Genomic DNA, 18,047 nt, shown 5'->3' on the forward strand with positions numbered 1-18,047 from the left:
TAACGAACCGCGAAGTGCCCCCGCATCTTGGAAAATGAATGGCACGACGCATAACCATGCTCAAAACAAATGTACAATTTTTACCCTAAAAAATTGGTGCAGCCGCCTGGCTGTACCCCAAACATTCTGTTGATTATGAAGCTAACAACGCTCATTTTAATCACAGTTATTCTGCAGGTAAGTGCCAGCACTTATGCACAGAAAGTTTCGCTGACTGAAAAGAATGCACCGCTGAGTAAGATCTTTGAAAAGATCAGTGAACAAACCGGTTATGACTTCCTGGTATCAACCGAGAATTTAAAGCAGGCGAAGTTAGTTACCATTAGCGTTCAAAATGAAGAACTCAGATCCGCGCTTAATAAAGTATTTGCTGGTCAGCCCTTAACTTTTGTTATCCAGGAAAAAATGGTTGTGGTTTCCAAAAAGGAACCGCCATTACTTGAAAAACCTAAAGGCATCCTCATGGTGCCGGTTACCGTTACCGGAAAAGTAACAGATACCACCGGCATGCCGCTGCCTGGAGCTACGGTAAGAATTAAAGGCAGTAATAAGATCATGCTTACCGATAAAGATGGAGCATTTACAATAAATGCCCAGGCGGAAGACGAGATTACTGTTTCTTTTATCGGATACAATACTTATTCATTTAAAGTAACTGGTAATCAGACTTTTCAACATATTATATTACATCCTGGGTCTTCAAAGCTGCAGGAAGTTAGCGTTGTTTCAACAGGCTACCAGACCATTCCCAAAGAGCGGGTCACCGGGTCATTTGCCCTGGTCAACAATGAACTGCTGAACCGGCGGGTGGGCATTAATGTGATTGACCGGTTAGAGGGTGTCGTACCCGGACTAATTTTCAATCATAATACCTATGCATCTTCTACTGGCGCAGACATCAGCATAAGAGGCCACAGTACCTTATTTGCCAATGACCAGCCGTTAATCGTATTGGATAATTTTCCTTATGACGGGGATATCGGTAACATTAACCCCAATGATATAGAAAGTGTAACCATTCTGAAAGACGCGGCGGCGGCCTCCATCTGGGGTGTAAAATCTGGTAACGGCGTAATTGTTATTACGACAAAACACGGTGAAAAAAACAGCAAAATGGTTGTGGAACTTAATGCAAATCTGACCATAGGGGAGAAACCCAACTTATACTATAGCCCCAATTTCTTAGGCAGCGATGATTTTATCAATGTTGAAGAAGCATTGTTTAAACAAGGTTATTACACCAATGAGCTATCGAGCACTTCTTATCCGCCGGTGTCTCCTGTAGTTGCCATACTGGCATCAAACCTTTCGCAAAGCGAGAAAAACAAAAAAATAGATTCGCTCAGGAATTATGATGTACGGCAGCAATTAGAAAAATACTTTTACAGGCCGTCGGTCAACCAGCAATACAGCGTTAATCTTAAAGGCGGAGGAATCAACAACGACTATTTTATATCAGCAGGCTACGATAACGACCTGAGTAATCAAAAGGGAAATGGGAATCAAAGGGTTACTTTAAACAGTATATACAATTTCAGCCCGACTAAAAAGCTTGATTTTTCCATAGGACTTAATTTCACGCAATCCTTTGCGCAGAGCAATAGCCCTGTCGGGAATATTAATGCAGGTTCAAAGTCAATATATCCGTATGCGCAATTTGCCGATGCGAATGGAAATGCGCTTGCAATAGTTAAGGATTATGCTGCCAGTTACACCGATGCCGCGCTCCAAAATGGATTTCAAGACTGGAAATACAGGCCGCTGGATGAGCTGAATAATTCGGACAATACTTCTAAACTAACAGATAACAAGATCAATTTTGGCATTAAGTACAAAGTTTTTCATGGTTTTAGTGCTGATCTGAAATATCAATATGAAAAAAGCAGTTCCGTAACAGCCGGTTACAATAGTTTAACCAGTTACTATACGAGAAACCTGATCAATGAGTTTACACAAAACAATTCTGGCGTTCTTTCATACACGGTACCTGTAGGCAGTATTTTAGACCAGCAAAACCAGGATCTGACTTCGCAGCGGCTTCGTTTGCAGTCCAATTATAACGAAAACTGGGGAGGGCATATGATCAGTGCTATAGCTGGCGCGGAGATCAGTGACGTGACAACAGCGGCAAACGCCAATACAATTTATGGGTATGACAAGAGCACTGGTGCATTTACGCCCGTAGACTTTACCAGCTATTTTCAGAACAATCCTTCCGGTTCATCTTCTAAAATACCGTCTATATTAGGATTTCAAAATTTATCAGACCGGTATATTTCCTATTTTGGAAACGCCGGATATACTTTCAAAAACACGTATGGACTTTCCTTAAGCGGCAGAATAGATAAATCTAATTTATTTGGGGTAAACACGAATCAAAAATCTGTTCCGCTCTATTCAACCGGTGCAAGCTGGACCTTAAGTAATGAAAAGTTTTATCATATAGACTGGCTACCTTATGCCAAGCTACGCCTGACCTATGGTTATAACGGAAACGTTGATAAAAATGTAACGGCTGTAACCACGATCCAGCAATTAAGCAATTCCTATCTGAGTGGTAACCCTTATGCCACGATTGCCAATCCGGGTAACCCGGAACTGCGGTGGGAAAAAGTATCCATGACCAATCTGGGATTTGATTATGCCACGGGCAACAATGTCCTTTCGGGAAGCATCGAATACTATGTAAAAAAAGGGATAGACCTGATCGGTGATTCCCCCTTACCGGCTTCTACGGGATTTACAACCTTCCGGGGGAATACCGCCAACACCTCCGGTAAAGGATTGGATGTGGTAGTTAACGCAAATAACATTGCAAAAGGCAATTTTAAATGGACGAGCACTTTTTTATTTAGTTACGCTACAGATAAAGTAACCCGTTACAGTGCTCCGGTCGCCGCCTCAGATGCCTTAATTTATGGTACGGGAAATAACGGTGTTATTTTACCCCTTGTAGACCGGCCTTTATTTGGTGTCTATAGCTATAAATGGGCGGGATTGGATCCGGCAAATGGCAACCCAAGAGGCTTTTTAAATGGAAAACCAAGTTCGGACTATGCTGCGATTATCGCCAACACACCATTGGACAGTTTAAAATTTAACGGGACATCACGGCCTAAAATTTTTGGCTCTTTTAGAAATACCTTTTCCTATAAGAACTTTTCCCTGTCAGCAAACATCATCTACAAGTTGGATTATTTCTTTAGAAGAACTTCCATATCCTATTCAAGCCTGTACCAGTTATGGCAGGGTAACAGGGATTATACCAAACGCTGGAAAAAGCCGGGAGATGAATTAATTACTGATGTGCCATCTGAGCCCGCGCTGCCGGTTGATGGTTCAAGGGATAGCTTCTATAACTCTTCTGCTGCATTGATCAGTCCTGGGGACTTAATCAGGCTGCAGGACATTAATATATCTTATGATTTCAATAAAACTGTACTAAGGGGAACACCGTTTCGCCGGTTCCAGGTATACTGTTATATCAATAATATTGGGTTACTGTGGAAAGCCAACAAGCAGGGCTTAGATCCGGATCTGTTCTCATCCGCTTTGCCAATACCAAGAACCATTTCCTTCGGTATCAAAACACAACTTTAATTCTTACGTCATGAAAAAATATATCAGTTTTAGTTTAATCTTCAATAGTATTCTTGTTTTGGCATTCATTTTCAGCGGGTGCAATAAACAGGATGAATTCTTAAATAAGAAGCCCAATGCGGCGCTTGCTGTACCCGCTTCCCTATCGGATTTTGAATTGCTATTAAATAATGAGGAAATATTTAATGCCTACGATAGCCCCGCTTTAGGAACATTGTCATCAGATGACCTGTATGTCAGCGACGCTACATTTATATCATCAGAAACGGTGGCACAAAATGTCTACACTTTCGCAAAGGATATTTATCAGAGCTCCAATGTTAACGGTGACTGGAATGCCCCTTATCAGCAGGTCTATTATTGTAATGTGGTTTTGGACGGTCTCGCAAAAATACACGTTTCACCGGACCAGCTTTCAAGGTATAATACGATTAAGGGTGAGGCATTGTTTTTCAGAGCATACGCATTCTATAACCTGGTTCAAACATTCTCAATGCCCTATGATCCCCGGACTTCGGGAACAGATCTGGGTATTCCACTACCGGTAACTTCTGACATTAATATGCGATATGGCAGAGGGACTGTCCAGGAAACTTATGATAAGATCATCAGCGATATTAATGCAGCAGCAGCGCTTCTTCCTGCGAATTTATCTGCTGTAACCAAGCCTTGTAAACTAAGCTGTAATGCATTTTTAGCAAGGGTATATTTAGCCATTGCCAAATACGATATGGCGTATACCTATGCCGATAAGTGTCTTTCCCAGTATAATACCCTGGTTGACTACAACACCTTTACTCCAAACAGAAGTGCCTTGAGTTCAACGCCGTTGGCAGAAGACATATTTCATACCTCTCTTAACGGATACAGCATGACTGCCGGGGCGCAAATGGATAGTGTAATCTATAAATCATATGATAACAATGATCTCAGGAAAACCTATTTTTTCCGGCCTACCAGGTCAGGTATCGGATTATACTTCAGAGGAACCTATGACTTTACAAATAATTATAGCGGCATTGCTACAGATGAAATTTACCTGATCAGAGCAGAGTCCAGTACAAGGATAGGAAACATAACTTCAGGCCTTGCAGATTTAAACAGCCTGTTAAAAAACCGGTATAAAGCAGGAACGTTTATTCCGGTGACAACTACTGACCCGGACATCCTGTTAAAAACGATCCTTTTAGAGCGGGAAAAAGAACTGTTCCTGCGCGGTTTGCGATGGACGGACTTACGGCGGTTAAATAAGGAAGACCGGTTCAAAAAAAATGTGGTTCACATTATTAATGGCGTAACCTATACGCTTTCACCCAATGACCCTAAATATGCGATGCCCATTCCTGCCCAGGAAATTCAATTAACCGGCATCCCGCAAAATATCAGATAGTATATCATCACAAAATTATGAAAGCATTTTTTCTCTTTCTCGCAGTTGCCTGGGGTAGTAATTTATCAGCGCAGTCCGGTTCAGTGGTCATTAAAGGAAACCTGGGTTTCTTAAAAACCGGGGACAGTGTTATCCTACAGGTCTACCAAAGCCCTCTTTTTAACAGGGAGTCCGACATCATTAAAATAGTTAAAAAAGTTCACAAAGGCAGCTTCAGCCTTAATGTTCCGATAAGCGAACCCTTTCGGTACGTATCATTGCTATTGCCCTATACGGGTGATAATAAAGACGGAAGCAAAAATTTATATGATTTCCTGATTGAAAAAGGAGACAATATGAGGTATTCAACTAAAAATCCTAATGAGTTCTCAGGAAAAGGTTCAAAGAAATGGCTTATTCAAAAAAGATTAAGCGCAATAGATAACCATTTTCAGAATGGCAATAAAGGGTTCGATGGAATCATTAACCAGTTTAAGGCGATAGATTCGGGCTTGGTCATGAAGCTCAATCTGCTTTCAAAGCATAAAAGGGACCTGAACAACAATGCAACTAAACTTTTTATAGCTGATAATTTTGCACATTCATGGTTGTTAAAAGCACTGATATTAAGAAATAGCCGCGCGGATAAAAGAGATATTGCCGGAGTTTTATCAAATTATAAGGATATGACTGCGGGTAAATATTTTACTGCTCAGGATTCTTTAAGCGTGCTTCCAGGATCAGTTTCTTTTTGCGAGGGTGTAATTGCAAAATATCGCCTGGATTCATGTTTCCGGAAAAATGAGCTGTTTTCCGTGTCCAGATGTTACACTGCACTTAAAAGATGCTATTCAGGGCTGCTCAGGGAGAAATTGCTAACTACCCTGCTTTACAACTGCCGTAACAACCCGGAAGATATTTCAGATTGCCTTAGCGATGCGGCCGGTCTGATTAGAGTTCCAGTTCTTAAAGCGGTCTTAGAAAGTCTTCAAATGGCTGGTTTTAAGGATACTGAAGTTTACAAATTTGCTTTATCAGACACATCCGGTAAAAAAGTATTCTTGTCAGACTTTAAAGGCAAGATCGTGTTGCTGGATTTTTGGTTTACAGGCTGTTCTGCATGCACGCAATTATCTGGAAAATTAAGGAAAATTGAGCCGGAAATTGACCTTAAAAATGTTGTACTCATCAGCATCAATATTGACAAGGATAAGAACAATTGGATTGGCAGTGTAAGAAGCGGCCAATACACCTCACCTCATGGCATCAATTTGAATACAGGAGTTCTGGGAAATAAGCATCCCTTAATAACGCATTACTTAATAACGGCTTATCCAACGCTGCTCATTTTCAACAAGGAAGGAAAACGAATGCGAAACCCTCAAGATCCTTTAGCTGATGACGGCAAAGACCTGATATCCTTATTAAATTAAAACACTAAACTGCTGATTTAGTGATCAGCAGTTTAGCTTGAAAAAACCAGGGGCCAAAGATCAGGGTATTATTTGAAGCACATGGCTGGTTGGTGAATAACCACTGGGTAAGGTATTATCCGCAGGCGGAGTAGCTGCCTGGTAGGGTAAACAGGCAGCATTCCCCGTTACACAATTGTAATCATCGGGATTTATTTGCTCCCAGCTGAAATTGTTCCCGGTTGTCTTTACCGGGTAATAGGTATTTAATTTATTATTGTTCTTTGCATTGGTAAATGCACTGAACCCGATTGCCATGGCACCTATCATCAGGCCGAAGGCTATTTGCTTGAAGTTTTTCATTTTTTTCATTTTTTGAAGACATATATTGAATTACTGAGCCAGAGCGCAGCTATGGCAATTGATATAAATGCGAGATTAAACCATATATGGTGCGACCAGCTTAACTTTTCGATGGCCCCGCCACAACTGCATGGAAGTTCCTTTTCCCATAATAAGACGCTCAGTATATAACCCGTGAACAAGGTCATCAAACAGGTAAAGGCATAAAGGCCCCATCTGGCGAATTGCGGGATAAGCAGTAAAATAGAAATGATGATCTCGGCTAATGGAACAAGCCAGGAAATATACACGGCAAACCCACTGATGATATGCACCTTTGACAGACCTTTTAAAAAATGGTCGTGGTCAATTATTTTGGCATATGCGGTGTACAGAAATAAAAACATGCAGACAAATCGAATGCAGGTGATTAGCTTTTCCTTTGCAAGTCTCGAAAACTGAAACCTGTCTTTTTTTAAAGTTACACTTTCCATAAAGTAATTTGGTGATCGACATCTTTGTAATTAAATGGTGGCTTCTGCCACCTGTAGGTACGTAACCCACGGTTCTTTTGAAATACTCTTTGTCACTAAAAACCCTTTCCTTTTGTATTGCTCTAAACAGAGCAAGCGGTTAATAAATTGATTGCTGATCAAAGTAACCACATTCCTAAAGGCGAAAACAGGGACAAAAGGGTAGTAACTAAATTTTAATTTAACTAAATGTTAAGCGACTGTTATCTATTAAGAAAACAGTTTAAGGATAATTGGTTACAATAATAAAGGTGTTTTTTCATTAAAAAGCTATTACCCTTTATTCCCCCAGGTTGTGTATTATTTCTCAATTGCTTCTTGTGGGTTAAGTTCTCTGGATATAATTAACTCTATATCCTTTTTGATATTGAGAAAATTAGCCATAATCATATCATTATCAATGTGCCGCACTTTAGGTAATTCTTTGTAGGCGCTTTCTTCCTTTTTAATTCCCTCGTGATCATTGATGATTTCATTATGAAAGACTTTTAATTTGATCTTATTATCCGGATTGTCCGCTACCAATCCTACAAATTCCCCGGAGGAAAGGGCGGCGATCTTTGAAGCAGGAATGGCAAAATCCAATTGCGTTGATTTGCTTACCGATGTGTCCTGGCTATTAATGGTTATACTCTGACGATCCTGCATAATTTTACCAAAGCGTTCGCTGAGCTGTTTTGCCGTATCACCGGTAACCTGTCCGGCAAGAATATTGCCTACGATACTCATGATCACATCTGCCTGCTCTCTGCCGTAATCCTTTCGTAATTGGCTTGCATCCTGGATGCCCATAGTGCAACTTATTAAATTAGATCTCCCAGTAGAAATTGTGGGGATCAGGTCTGCCACCAGGGTGGGGTATTCGTCGAAGATCAGGCTGCTTTTTAATTTTCCTTTCTTATTAATGACCTTCAACATTCGATTTACATAAAGTGATAACACGGTCCCGTACACCATTATCTTCTGAGGATTATTTCCCATACAAACTATTTTTGGCGCTTCGGGATTATTGATATCTAACGTAAAATCATTTCCCGAAAGCACATAGTAAAGCGATGGCGACACTAATCTGGCCATGCTTATTTTGGCGCTTGCTATTTGTCCTTCCAATTGGTCGTAAGCCTCATTTTGCCAGGCTGAAATAAAGGGGTTTATCAGAACCTCTATTTCAGGTTCAGTTTTCAGCAAAGCGAACAAGTATTTATATTCCACCTGTGCGAGTTCTATGGCATGAGGAATGGTACAGTAAATGCCATCTTTATACTTTCTTAAAAACCATATTAAAGCAGTAACGAAATTGATCGGGGACTCCACAAAAAAATCGCCCTGTTTCTTCACCCACTCCCTGTTTAACCCCAGCATAAATGTCCGGGCAGATTCCATCGCGTCGGTTAAATCAAACATGGCTTCCGGATATACAGGATTACATCGATGATAAATCTTGTCAAAGTCGATCACCCAAAAGGTGGGTTTTTCTTTATAATTGTTTTGGTATTTTAATAAAGCGTTATAGGCCAAAATGGAAAGATCAGCAAACTTAAAATCATAAATGAACATAGAGAACCCTTTTTTGATATGCTGGTCAATGATATGCCGAATAACAAAGTACGATTTTCCGGCACCTGGCCCGCCACAAACCAAGGTGCTTCTGAACGGATTGATAACGTTTATCCAGCTCTTTCGTACCTTACCTTTGTACCAATATTCAGCGGGCAAATTAATTGAATATTCGTTTTCAAGCTTTCGCTCTTCCTGTGGAAATGTTTCATTTTCATCATTGAATATATCTCTGTTCAAATTGACATTGATAATTCGAAACATCATGCTTACGCCAGTAAGAAAAAGCAAAAAGCCAATGGTAGTTAATGAAATATAGAGGCCTGCTATTAATAAGTAAGATACCTGGAGTTTGAAAAATATCGCGCTTGAATAATAAATTGTTAATCCTAACAACGAATAAATCAATGCAGTTGAGAATTTTATATTTTCCGCCTTCTTTCCTTTTGACCCTATTAAAGATATTATCAGAAAGCCCAAGGCGACGGACTTGACGATCATGATGCTTCTAAAAATTGATAGCTTAAAAATATTGATCAGCACCCTATTAACAATAGGATAGGTAAAGTGCAATTCGCTAAATGCACCATAGCAACTAAAGTAGAAGTGTAAGATTAAAACAAGTATTCCTAAGAATCTTGTAAAATCTATGATTTTTCTTAATGCCTGTTCATTTTCTCCTGTTTGCATAATCTTAATATTAGAGATTTAACTTCCTGCGTTTTTTCTTCTTCTTCTTTTGTCCAAACTGAGTTGGTAAAGCTGAATTCGGATCAAGGGGATTTAATAGCTCTTCCAATAACCTCGGGGTTGGAGCGGGTGATATTTGATTGTTGTTTGAACCGGGTAAGTAAATCTGAATAGATTCCTTATCAACGGATGCAGGAACATTGCCAGTTGGCCTATATTGAAGTCCTTCTATAATTGACGCTGCGCTGTAACTCTTTCCAAGGTCACTTCCGTTAAAAATTGCCTTGTTAGCGTTGTCAATATAACTCATACCAAAGATCCTGCCTTCCGCATTTTCCCTGATGATAACGGTAACTTCAAATTTCTTTAACTCACTTTTGAACTGTTCTAAGGAAATTGCCTGGGATGTTACTTTGTCGATCTTTGCCTTTAATTTCTCCTTAAATGGTTTACGCAAATATTCATTTAGCCTGAACCTTTCGTCCAACAGCTTGAGGGTTGGCTTGTTATAAATGCTGCTTGCCTTTATTGGCACACCCGTCTTTTTTCCATTTTTATCGATAACCCAATAATGCAAACCTCCATTTTTGAACATCACAGACTCCTTGGTACCTTTGTCTGCCATTACATTAAATTGGCCCAGAATAGCATTTAATTCCGGTAGGCTGGTAAACTTATAGGTTTTGGTCACGACGTTGACAATGTTGGTTATTCCTCTTTTGGTATCTATCTGTCCATATTGGATTGGTTGGATATTTATGTTCTTGTCAAGGTCCTGCTTTATTTCCTTGTTGCTCGCCTGAACCAACCCAAAATCAATTTCGATAGCTTTCCTGGCTGGTTCGGATACCAGTTCACCAATGTTGTGCAGGCTGATTCTTTTGCCATCGGCTTCAATATTTGTAGTGACGATATGAATGTGCGGGTGGCCTGCATCAAAGTGTTTATATATCAAATAGGGCTGATTCGCAAACCCGATTTTTTTCATGTATTCATCGCCAATGTTTACCAGTAACTCGTCTTTCAAATTTTCAGTTACGTCAAAATTCAAAGAGAGGTGGACGGTGTTGGTTTTCGTTCTATGGTTCCTTTCCGCCAGATCAGTCAATCGAAAAAGCTTATCATAAAATGATAGCGTCTCGTGACTTTTCATATATCCACTTGTCGCGATCAGCTTTGCTTTTCCGGCCTTAACTTTATTCTCATTATAGTTCAAAGCCCCAATCAGGCTCTTTCCACTTTTAATTTTTGCGACCATAAATCGGAGTATTTATTCATGCGCTCCTTGATCTCGTTAATCGATGGCTCCAACTTTCCATTAATCAGGGTAAGCAAATTCATCCACAAACGTGTATCCGGGAAGCCATGTGTACTATTGATATTTCTGACTGCCTGGTTTAAATTATTCCCGATATGGTTTAATTCGCGACGTAGCAAAATCAATTCTTCCAATACCTCATCCATTGACTTGTCCCGGTGAATTATGGTAACAGGTTCACCCAAAATCATTGCTCTCCCGAATTCGCTGAGATTTTGAAAGGTTGATTTTTTATACCTTTTATTGAGCAACTGTTCCTCGCTTGGTTTCAAACGGACTTTGATCCATTTAGAACGATTTTCATTATCTTCTTCCATATTACCAAAGTTTAAACAAACCGACTTTGGAGGGTTTGGCTATGGCCCCGAACCGACTTCGGAGGAAAGGGCAAGATTCGTTTGTGGTACAAACGTACATCTTGCTAACTGCAAAAAGACAGCAGTTTAAGTCCTCCGACAAATCATCAACCCTTGCCAAAATCCTCTATGATTGTATCATTACGATCTCTCTATATAAGTCCTATTGATTTTCCATTTTAAGCTCAACCTGCGGTGCTTTTGCATCCAGAAAGAAAGTTAACGCCAGGATATTGATGTCCTTTAAAGAAAGATCTTCGTCCACTCCAAAGGACTTCATTCTCTTTAAAAGACTCTTTGGAATCCAGGTATTCAGTTGGGCTTCATCCTCTTTATTATTTGCCGGAGCCTTTACCGGATGTACTTCCTGAATGGGGATTTTAGGCGTATCAGTCTTCAGTTTATTCGCAAGGCTGCCCAACTTGTTTTTATATTCTTCCATGATTAAATGACCGTATGTAATTACATAATTATGTAAAAGCATAAATGAAGAAGCCTGTATTTATAGAATCCTATAAAATTGCAATTATGCATTTATGCACTGATCTGATTCACAATTTCCTCAGCCAGGGATGTTATCTCTTCTATAGCTTTCACGTCCGTTGATTTGAGAATACCCGAGGTCATTGATGAACGTGTGATGCTGACCCGGTCATGAACCATCGTTTTTAAAAGCGGGGTTCCGAAGCTTTGAAGTAACTGCGAAATATCTTTTGTTATGCCAGACCTGGGCTTAATCATATTGAGTACAATACCGGCTTTCAGGTGCGTATTCTTAGCCTGTGAAAATTTTATAAGGGCAAGCGTTGACCGAACAGCCATGACATCAAAAAAACCTGCCTTTGTCGGGACCAATACAAAATCCGAGAGATCAAACAGATCGTTTAATTTGTTTGACAAATAAGGTGGGGTGTCGACGATTACCAGGTCATAATCTAAACTGGAAATGTCGCTTATCCGTTCTGAGGTTAAAATTGCTAATCCGGGAAAATCATCTTTTACATGATAAATACTTCCCTGTAAATCTGAATCAACCAATGCTACCCGCAATTGGTCCTGAAAGCACAACGCCAGATTAAGTGCCATCGTGCTTTTGCCTACGCCGCCTTTTTGGTGCGCTACCGTGATGATCTTTGCCATATTACATATTTCTAAATTGCTGTAAATACATATTTATGTAATTCTTCATTTTGAGAATTACATAGCAAAGGTGGTTGTATCTGTTTATCAAATGCTCCGATATTATCCGAGTCGGAATAAGATTTTTATTGATTTAGCTTTTGGATAGATCAAATTATCTTGCTTATCAAATATTTAGGGTCCTATTATATGGGAGCATATTCCCAAATTGGCCAGATCAATTAATAATCATGGAAACGTGCAAATCATTCCGTGTTTTGTGAAAATCCCTTTTAGACACGGCCGATACCTTTGTTTTAAATAAATAACAAAGAAAAAATGTCAAAAATAATTTTAATTACAGGAGCCTCACGCGGCTTTGGAAAGATCTGGGCAAAGGCCCTTTTAGAACGCGGCGATAAAGTTGCCGCAACCGCCAGGAACATAGCCGATTTAAACGAGCTGGTTGAAGCATACGGAGAATCGGTTTTCCCGGTTAAACTTGATGTGAATGACCATGATGCCGTTTTTGCTGCAGTCAAAAAAGTAAAAGAGCATTTCGGCCGTATTGATGTATTGATCAATAATGCAGGATTTGGTCTGTTTGGTGCTATTGAAGAAACCACGGAACAACAGGCCCGGGCTCAAATTGAAACCAACTTTTTTGGCTTACTTTGGGTTACGCAAGCTATCGTTCCAATCTTCAGGGAACAGGGAAGCGGGCATATTATACAGGTATCCAGCTTTTTAGGATTAATTACCTATCCTGTGTTAGGCTTGTACAACGCCTCAAAATATGCTGTCAATGGTCTAAGCGAAACACTTGCCCAGGAAGTAAAAGCCTTTGGAATCAATGTTAGCCTAATAGAACCCAACGGATTCGCAACTGACTGGTCAGGAGCATCTGCAGTTCAGACCGAAGCAACCGAAACTTATGCACCCCTTAAAAAGGCATTTTTTGAAGCTGCAACACCTGACCAATGGGGTAAACCCGAAGCAACGGCAAAAGCTGTGCTTGCGCTTATCGACAGCAAAAACCCTCCTTTACATTTCCTGTTAGGCAAAGTCGCTTTACCTACCGTGAAACAGGTCTATGCAGACCGCCTTGCGGAATTCGAAGAATGGAAGGATGTATCGGCTGAAGCTCACGGTCATTAAGCCATCATTTTAAAACTGAACCACGAACTGCCGTAAAATAATTGTGTAGATTGTGGTTCATTACTTTTTCAGGTTATGAAACATTATAAGAATTTATCGGAGTTGCATAGGCAAAACGGATTCCCGCCACCTCAGAATCCGCTTTTCAGTATTTACCGGAATGACCATGTGTGCACCATCGGCGACCGAGAATTTACAAGCGATTTTTATATGATCGGCCTGAAAAAGATCCTTTCCGGGGAAATTGTTTATGGACGCACCAAATTCGATCACGAATGCGGGTTAATGCTTTTCTTTAAGCCAAGACAGGTAATCGAAATGAAAAACTTGGAAGTAGATATTGATGGTTTCCTAATATTCATACATGAGGACTATTTAAACGGGCATAGCTTACATAATGATATTAAGAAGTACCACTACTTCGATTACGAGATCAATGAGGCCTTACACCTATCTCCAACCGAGGAAAAATCAATATGGGACCTTTACGATAAGATCAACGCGGAGTACTACAATAACCAGGACGAATACAGCCGGGAATTGATCTTAGCTAATGTGGATACCTTGCTAAAATACAGCCAGCGGTTTTATAAAAGGCAATTCCTTAACCGTGCTGAAAGTTCAGGTAAAATGGTTACAAGGTTTAATGAAGAGATCGACAAATACGTGGCAAGCGGTATGTTGGGGACTAAGGGATTTCCATCTGTTCACGATATGGCCGCCAGGCTGAATATATCTGCAGGCTACCTAACCGATCTGCTGAAACAGGAAACCGGCAAAACCGCACTGGAACATATTCACATCTATCTCATATCCGAAGCAAAGAATCTTCTTTTAGGAAATGACAAATCTGTTTCGGAGATCGCCTATGCGCTGGGATTCGAGAGCCTTGCCTATTTTTCACGGCTGTTTAAAAAAGAAGTAGGCGTAAGCCCTAATTCGTTCAAAAAGCATCTTTATAATTAAAGCTTTCCTGCAATCTTAAATTCTGATGTCCTCAGGGAAGTAACACCCTTGACGGCCTTTTTCCGAAGGCGGAAAATCCGTTGCGGCAATACCTAAATAAAAACTATAATGAAAGCAATACATTTAACACAATATGGAGATCCAAAGGAAGTTCTAGAACTGGTGGAAATCCCCGAACCCGGAGCGCCGGGGGCTGAGGAAATACTTGTAAGGGTAAATTATAGCCCGATCAATAACAGCGACCTGCTCATGGCGCGTGGTCATTACGCCATGTTACCCCCCGCACTTCCTGCAATTATCGGTGGTGAAGGTGTTGGAACTGTAGAGAAAATCGGTTCTAATGTAAAACACATCAAACCAGGTGACAAGGTTTCACTGCCGACAGGGCCAATCGCCTGGGCGGAACTGGTAAAAGCCCCCGCCGATGATTTCTTGGTTCTGCCTGATGCCATAGACATCAAACAGGCTGCTATGCTGACCATTAATCCGATCACTGCTGTTTTATTGTTAACAGAGTTTATAAAACTGGAAAAAGATGATTGGATAATTCTTAATGGCGCAAATTCAGGAGTGGGCAGAGGTATTATTGCTGTAGCAAAAGGACGCGGAATAAAAACGATCGCTATCGTCCGCAGAAAAGAAATAGTAAACGAAATATTAACAGCTGGTGCGGACGTTGTATTAGTTGAATCTCATGAAATTCCCGAACAGGTCAAAGCTGCAGTAGGCAAAGCAAATATAAAACTTGGCCTCGACATTGTCGGTGGAGAAGCAACGAATACACTGGCTAAAGTCGTCCGCTCCTATGGCGATATCGTTGTTTTCGGCCAGATGAGCGGTCAGGGTATTTCGGTAAATGTTGTAGACCTTGTATTCAGGGGTATGAATATTCACGGTTTTTGGCTCTATTACCCTCATTTCCTTGCCAGGCATAAGGAAGCTAAGGCAGAAGCCGCGGGATTAATTTTGGCCGGAAAGATCAATGTTCCCATCGCACAGACCTACAAGCCGGCTGATATCAGGGAAGCAGTGGAACATACGCTCCGCGGTGGAAAAGTATTATTGGAATTTTGAGTTAGAGTAATGATCCTTATCATACTACATATTTCTAAATTGCTGTAAATACATAATTATGTAAATGCATATTTAAAGCATTTCTAAGCGAAAGTGAAGACAGAGGATACCAATTTCCAACATCTCAAGCGGGTAGATCAGTTTTTAACCCAGTCTTCTTTCGGGACGGGTGTGTAACTTTGCAAGTTCGCCAATCTTTTCTCTTACCTTATTTAATTTTCAGAAACTGTTTATTAGATGAGTAAGATTACGAAGGGGCGAAGTTATTTGTGCCGCCCGGAGACTAAAGCAAGCTCACTTCTAACTTCAGCAGTCGTTCTCTTTCTGCCAGCCTTGATCCATTCTATTAGTTCAGATCGGCTGAAGTATAGTCGCTTTCCCTGCTTACTTACTGGTATTTCGCGTCTGCACACTTTTCCGTAAAGTGTGGAAATGGAAAGGTTTAGAAAAGCAGATGCTTGCTGTATAGAGATGGGGCTTTCGATATCCTGTTCAATATTATTCTCCTGGCTGAGAATATTTTCAATTTTTGACACCTTTTCTAATAACTCACTTACCGCTTTTGGTAGTTGGTCAAATGTTAATATTTCCATAATAGTTTTTTTAGTCGTTATGGAAGCAAAATTATTTAGCGCGATCCGTTCAACACTCCGAGTTTATCCGAGTCGGACAACAAAAAAATAAAGACAATGGTAAAAAACGTAAAAAAAATCGGGGAGAGATTTAAATGGAAACCAATAATTGCTACAAACTACGCTTTAAATCAGTAAAAAAAGATCTCATTAAGGATTCAAATAATTGGTGGGTTTTTCATTTTCAAAAGTCACTATAACTTTTCTATGCGAAAACTATGCGAAAAAAAATCCCCACTCGCCAGAGTGGGGATAAATCATTGATTTTCAGGCTCCTGAGGCTGGGCTCGAACCAGCGACCCTCTGATTAACAGTCAGATGCTCTAACCGGCTGAGCTACTCAGGAATCATTTTCCGGTTTGGAGTGTGCAAAAGTATGATTTCCGATGTAATTACGCAATACTTAAAAACTTTTTTTTATAATTTATTTAAATAGGTTTGATAGCCAGCGATTTACAATCACCCTAATGTAGCTTTCCGGGATATTCAGGGTACCAATAATCAACATTGGTCATTATTACTCGTAAAAAACATCGATTTAAAGCACCCGCTCCATTAATCGCAACTAAATGGAGGCATTTATGGCTTAAAATCACAATATTTGCCAAAAATTATTATTTCATGAGTTTACTGGTTATCGGTACCGTTGCATTTGATGCTATTGAAACGCCCTTTGGCAAAACAGATAAAATTGTTGGCGGTGCAGCCACTTTCGCAAGCCTTGCAGCTTCTTATTTTTACGACAAGGTAAAGATTGTTGCCGTAGTTGGCGACGATTTCCCGCAAAGCTTTATTGCTGATCTTAACAAACACCATATAGATACCGAGGGCCTGCAAGTTAAAGTTGGCGAGAAATCATTCTTCTGGAGTGGCAAGTATCATAACGATATGAACAGCCGTGATACACTCATCACTGAACTGAATGTACTGGCTGATTTTGATCCTATCATCCCTGAGAACTACCAGGACTGCGAATACCTGATGCTGGGCAACTTAACTCCTCAGGTGCAGCAAACTGTTATTAAACGCCTAAAGAACCGCCCTAAGCTGATCGTATTAGATACCATGAACTTCTGGATGGATATCATGCTGGATGACCTGCTGGAAACCATCAAAATGATAGACGTGCTAACCATTAACGATGCTGAGGCACGCCAGCTATCCGGCGAATATTCATTGGCTAAGGCTGCCAACAAGATCCTGACTATGGGCCCTAAATACCTGATCATTAAAAAAGGCGAGCATGGCGCATTGCTGTTTGGCGAGGGGAAGATCTTCTCCGCTCCTGCCCTGCCGCTTGAGGAAGTATTTGACCCAACAGGTGCCGGCGATACCTTTGCAGGTGGTTTTATAGGCTACATGGCAAAAGTGGGTACTGTTAATTTTAACAACATGAAGAACGCCATCATCTTCGGTTCGGCGCTTGCTTCGTTCTGCGTTGAAAAATTCGGAACTGAAAAAATATTAAACCTTACGCAGGAAGAAGTTGCTGCACGGGTTGATGAATTTGTAAAATTGACAAAATTCGAGATAATTTGATGTCGGATTTCGGATGTTCGATTTCGAATTTAAAGAGAAATTCAAAATTCTCAATAAAATAATTCCGACATCGAACATCCGAAATCCGAAATTACCCCAACCTACCCACCGCATCCAAATTCTGGAACACCCATTCGTCGTGTGGGGCATCGCCCAGTTCGGCGGTAAGGTCCTGGCCGGCCCAGTGTTCGTAGTGCTTTCCGTTGCGCCACAGCCTGCTCCGCGATACATCATAGATCACCCCCTTATAGGCTATCCATACTTCAGGTTTGTCCTGGCCGTTGCGCAGGGCAAGCTGCGATTTTGTATAAACAGGTAAGTCGCTCATTCGGCGATAAAGATAGAAATTAGCTATTACAGATCGGCCTGATTTTAAATTGCA

At 40.6% G+C, this 18,047-nt stretch carries 16 protein-coding genes and 1 tRNA gene; 7 read left to right on the plus strand and 10 right to left on the minus strand.

All coding sequences use genetic code 11. The features are described 5' to 3' along the window. The first annotated feature begins 135 nt into the window (after positions 1-135). From KXD93_RS15395 to KXD93_RS15405, 3 genes are read left to right on the plus strand one after another with little or no spacing between them, the layout of a single operon-like run. Positions 136-3,600: a SusC/RagA family TonB-linked outer membrane protein gene (locus KXD93_RS15395; protein WP_258138090.1), complete on the plus strand. Its 3,465-nt coding sequence runs from the start codon at positions 136-138 to the stop codon at positions 3,598-3,600. A gap of 10 nt (positions 3,601-3,610) precedes the next feature. After that, positions 3,611-4,990 (plus strand): RagB/SusD family nutrient uptake outer membrane protein, encoded by a 1,380-nt coding sequence (locus KXD93_RS15400; RefSeq protein WP_258138091.1) that lies wholly within the window; start codon positions 3,611-3,613, stop codon positions 4,988-4,990. 17 nt (positions 4,991-5,007) lie between these two features. Then, positions 5,008-6,402: a TlpA family protein disulfide reductase gene (locus KXD93_RS15405; protein WP_258138092.1), complete on the plus strand. Its 1,395-nt coding sequence runs from the start codon at positions 5,008-5,010 to the stop codon at positions 6,400-6,402. A gap of 60 nt (positions 6,403-6,462) precedes the next feature. On the opposite strand, the gene KXD93_RS15410 is transcribed toward KXD93_RS15405, so the two are convergent. The 7 genes from KXD93_RS15410 to KXD93_RS15440 form a co-directional block, all read right to left on the minus strand. Continuing rightward, positions 6,463-6,744 carry a hypothetical protein gene (locus tag KXD93_RS15410; RefSeq protein ID WP_258138093.1) on the minus strand — a complete coding sequence of 94 codons (282 nt, stop codon included), beginning with the start codon at positions 6,742-6,744 and terminating at the stop codon, positions 6,463-6,465. Between the two features lie 5 nt (positions 6,745-6,749). Next, the gene (locus KXD93_RS15415; protein ID WP_258138094.1) at positions 6,750-7,217 is read right to left on the minus strand and encodes a MauE/DoxX family redox-associated membrane protein; all 468 of its coding nucleotides are present in this window, start codon (positions 7,215-7,217) and stop codon (positions 6,750-6,752) included. 339 nt (positions 7,218-7,556) lie between these two features. Further along, positions 7,557-9,503, minus strand: coding sequence for a conjugal transfer protein MobC (mobC, locus tag KXD93_RS15420; RefSeq protein ID WP_258138095.1), 1,947 nt, complete (start codon positions 9,501-9,503; stop codon positions 7,557-7,559). Between the two features lie 10 nt (positions 9,504-9,513). After that, positions 9,514-10,761, minus strand: a complete 1,248-nt coding sequence (locus tag KXD93_RS15425) for a relaxase/mobilization nuclease domain-containing protein (protein ID WP_258138097.1) — start codon at positions 10,759-10,761, stop codon at positions 9,514-9,516. Beyond that, on the minus strand, positions 10,728-11,138 hold the full coding sequence (locus tag KXD93_RS15430) for a plasmid mobilization protein (RefSeq protein ID WP_258138098.1): 411 nt from the start codon (positions 11,136-11,138) through the stop codon (positions 10,728-10,730). The genes KXD93_RS15425 and KXD93_RS15430 overlap by 34 nt, the downstream gene beginning before the upstream one ends. 202 nt (positions 11,139-11,340) lie before the next feature. Continuing rightward, on the minus strand, positions 11,341-11,619 hold the full coding sequence (locus KXD93_RS15435) for a hypothetical protein (protein WP_258138099.1): 279 nt from the start codon (positions 11,617-11,619) through the stop codon (positions 11,341-11,343). Positions 11,620-11,711: 92 nt separating this feature from the next. Then, positions 11,712-12,317 (minus strand): AAA family ATPase, encoded by a 606-nt coding sequence (locus KXD93_RS15440; RefSeq protein ID WP_258138101.1) that lies wholly within the window; start codon positions 12,315-12,317, stop codon positions 11,712-11,714. 318 nt (positions 12,318-12,635) lie between these two features. Here KXD93_RS15440 and KXD93_RS15445 point away from each other — a divergent pair, with 318 nt between their 5' ends. The 3 genes from KXD93_RS15445 to KXD93_RS15455 all read left to right on the plus strand — a co-directional run bounded on the left by KXD93_RS15445 (position 12,636) and on the right by KXD93_RS15455 (position 15,494). After that, a complete protein-coding gene (locus KXD93_RS15445) occupies positions 12,636-13,454 on the plus strand; it encodes an SDR family NAD(P)-dependent oxidoreductase (protein ID WP_258138102.1) in 819 nt (272 codons plus the stop codon). A 75-nt stretch (positions 13,455-13,529) separates the two neighbouring features. Continuing rightward, positions 13,530-14,420 carry a helix-turn-helix domain-containing protein gene (locus KXD93_RS15450; RefSeq protein WP_258138103.1) on the plus strand — a complete coding sequence of 297 codons (891 nt, stop codon included), beginning with the start codon at positions 13,530-13,532 and terminating at the stop codon, positions 14,418-14,420. Between the two features lie 108 nt (positions 14,421-14,528). Then, a complete protein-coding gene (locus KXD93_RS15455) occupies positions 14,529-15,494 on the plus strand; it encodes a zinc-dependent alcohol dehydrogenase family protein (RefSeq protein ID WP_258138104.1) in 966 nt (321 codons plus the stop codon). A 263-nt stretch (positions 15,495-15,757) separates the two neighbouring features. Here the strand turns inward: KXD93_RS15455 and KXD93_RS15460 are convergent, their stop codons facing one another. Then, on the minus strand, positions 15,758-16,087 hold the full coding sequence (locus KXD93_RS15460) for a helix-turn-helix domain-containing protein (protein WP_258138105.1): 330 nt from the start codon (positions 16,085-16,087) through the stop codon (positions 15,758-15,760). Positions 16,088-16,398: 311 nt separating this feature from the next. After that, positions 16,399-16,472 (minus strand) — tRNA-Asn (locus KXD93_RS15465). 275 nt (positions 16,473-16,747) lie between these two features. Here KXD93_RS15465 and KXD93_RS15470 point away from each other — a divergent pair. Beyond that, positions 16,748-17,665, plus strand: a complete 918-nt coding sequence (locus KXD93_RS15470; protein WP_258138106.1) for a PfkB family carbohydrate kinase — start codon at positions 16,748-16,750, stop codon at positions 17,663-17,665. A gap of 91 nt (positions 17,666-17,756) precedes the next feature. Here the strand turns inward: KXD93_RS15470 and KXD93_RS15475 are convergent, their stop codons facing one another. Further along, entirely contained in the window at positions 17,757-17,993 is a 237-nt protein-coding gene (locus KXD93_RS15475; protein ID WP_258138107.1) for a cytochrome b5 domain-containing protein, read from the minus strand. Between the last annotated feature and the right edge of the window lie 54 nt (positions 17,994-18,047).

This window comes from Mucilaginibacter phenanthrenivorans (genome assembly GCF_024721155.1).
GTDB classification, from domain to species: domain Bacteria; phylum Bacteroidota; class Bacteroidia; order Sphingobacteriales; family Sphingobacteriaceae; genus Mucilaginibacter; species Mucilaginibacter phenanthrenivorans.

What these genes read in the sequence shown, in the direction of transcription:
- KXD93_RS15405 (WP_258138092.1), top strand. Translation starts at nt 5,008, where the DNA reads ATGAAAGCATTTTTTCTCTTTCTCGCAGTTGCCTGGGGTAGTAATTTA.
- KXD93_RS15435 (WP_258138099.1), bottom strand. Translation starts at nt 11,619, where the DNA reads ATGGAAGAATATAAAAACAAGTTGGGCAGCCTTGCGAATAAACTGAAG.
- KXD93_RS15395 (WP_258138090.1), top strand. Translation starts at nt 136, where the DNA reads ATGAAGCTAACAACGCTCATTTTAATCACAGTTATTCTGCAGGTAAGT.
- KXD93_RS15475 (WP_258138107.1), bottom strand. Translation starts at nt 17,993, where the DNA reads ATGAGCGACTTACCTGTTTATACAAAATCGCAGCTTGCCCTGCGCAAC.
- mobC (WP_258138095.1), bottom strand. Translation starts at nt 9,503, where the DNA reads ATGCAAACAGGAGAAAATGAACAGGCATTAAGAAAAATCATAGATTTT.
- KXD93_RS15415 (WP_258138094.1), bottom strand. Translation starts at nt 7,217, where the DNA reads ATGGAAAGTGTAACTTTAAAAAAAGACAGGTTTCAGTTTTCGAGACTT.
- KXD93_RS15410 (WP_258138093.1), bottom strand. Translation starts at nt 6,744, where the DNA reads ATGAAAAACTTCAAGCAAATAGCCTTCGGCCTGATGATAGGTGCCATG.
- KXD93_RS15470 (WP_258138106.1), top strand. Translation starts at nt 16,748, where the DNA reads ATGAGTTTACTGGTTATCGGTACCGTTGCATTTGATGCTATTGAAACG.
- KXD93_RS15460 (WP_258138105.1), bottom strand. Translation starts at nt 16,087, where the DNA reads ATGGAAATATTAACATTTGACCAACTACCAAAAGCGGTAAGTGAGTTA.
- KXD93_RS15445 (WP_258138102.1), top strand. Translation starts at nt 12,636, where the DNA reads ATGTCAAAAATAATTTTAATTACAGGAGCCTCACGCGGCTTTGGAAAG.
- KXD93_RS15400 (WP_258138091.1), top strand. Translation starts at nt 3,611, where the DNA reads ATGAAAAAATATATCAGTTTTAGTTTAATCTTCAATAGTATTCTTGTT.
- KXD93_RS15430 (WP_258138098.1), bottom strand. Translation starts at nt 11,138, where the DNA reads ATGGAAGAAGATAATGAAAATCGTTCTAAATGGATCAAAGTCCGTTTG.
- KXD93_RS15440 (WP_258138101.1), bottom strand. Translation starts at nt 12,317, where the DNA reads ATGGCAAAGATCATCACGGTAGCGCACCAAAAAGGCGGCGTAGGCAAA.
- KXD93_RS15450 (WP_258138103.1), top strand. Translation starts at nt 13,530, where the DNA reads ATGAAACATTATAAGAATTTATCGGAGTTGCATAGGCAAAACGGATTC.
- KXD93_RS15425 (WP_258138097.1), bottom strand. Translation starts at nt 10,761, where the DNA reads ATGGTCGCAAAAATTAAAAGTGGAAAGAGCCTGATTGGGGCTTTGAAC.
- KXD93_RS15455 (WP_258138104.1), top strand. Translation starts at nt 14,529, where the DNA reads ATGAAAGCAATACATTTAACACAATATGGAGATCCAAAGGAAGTTCTA.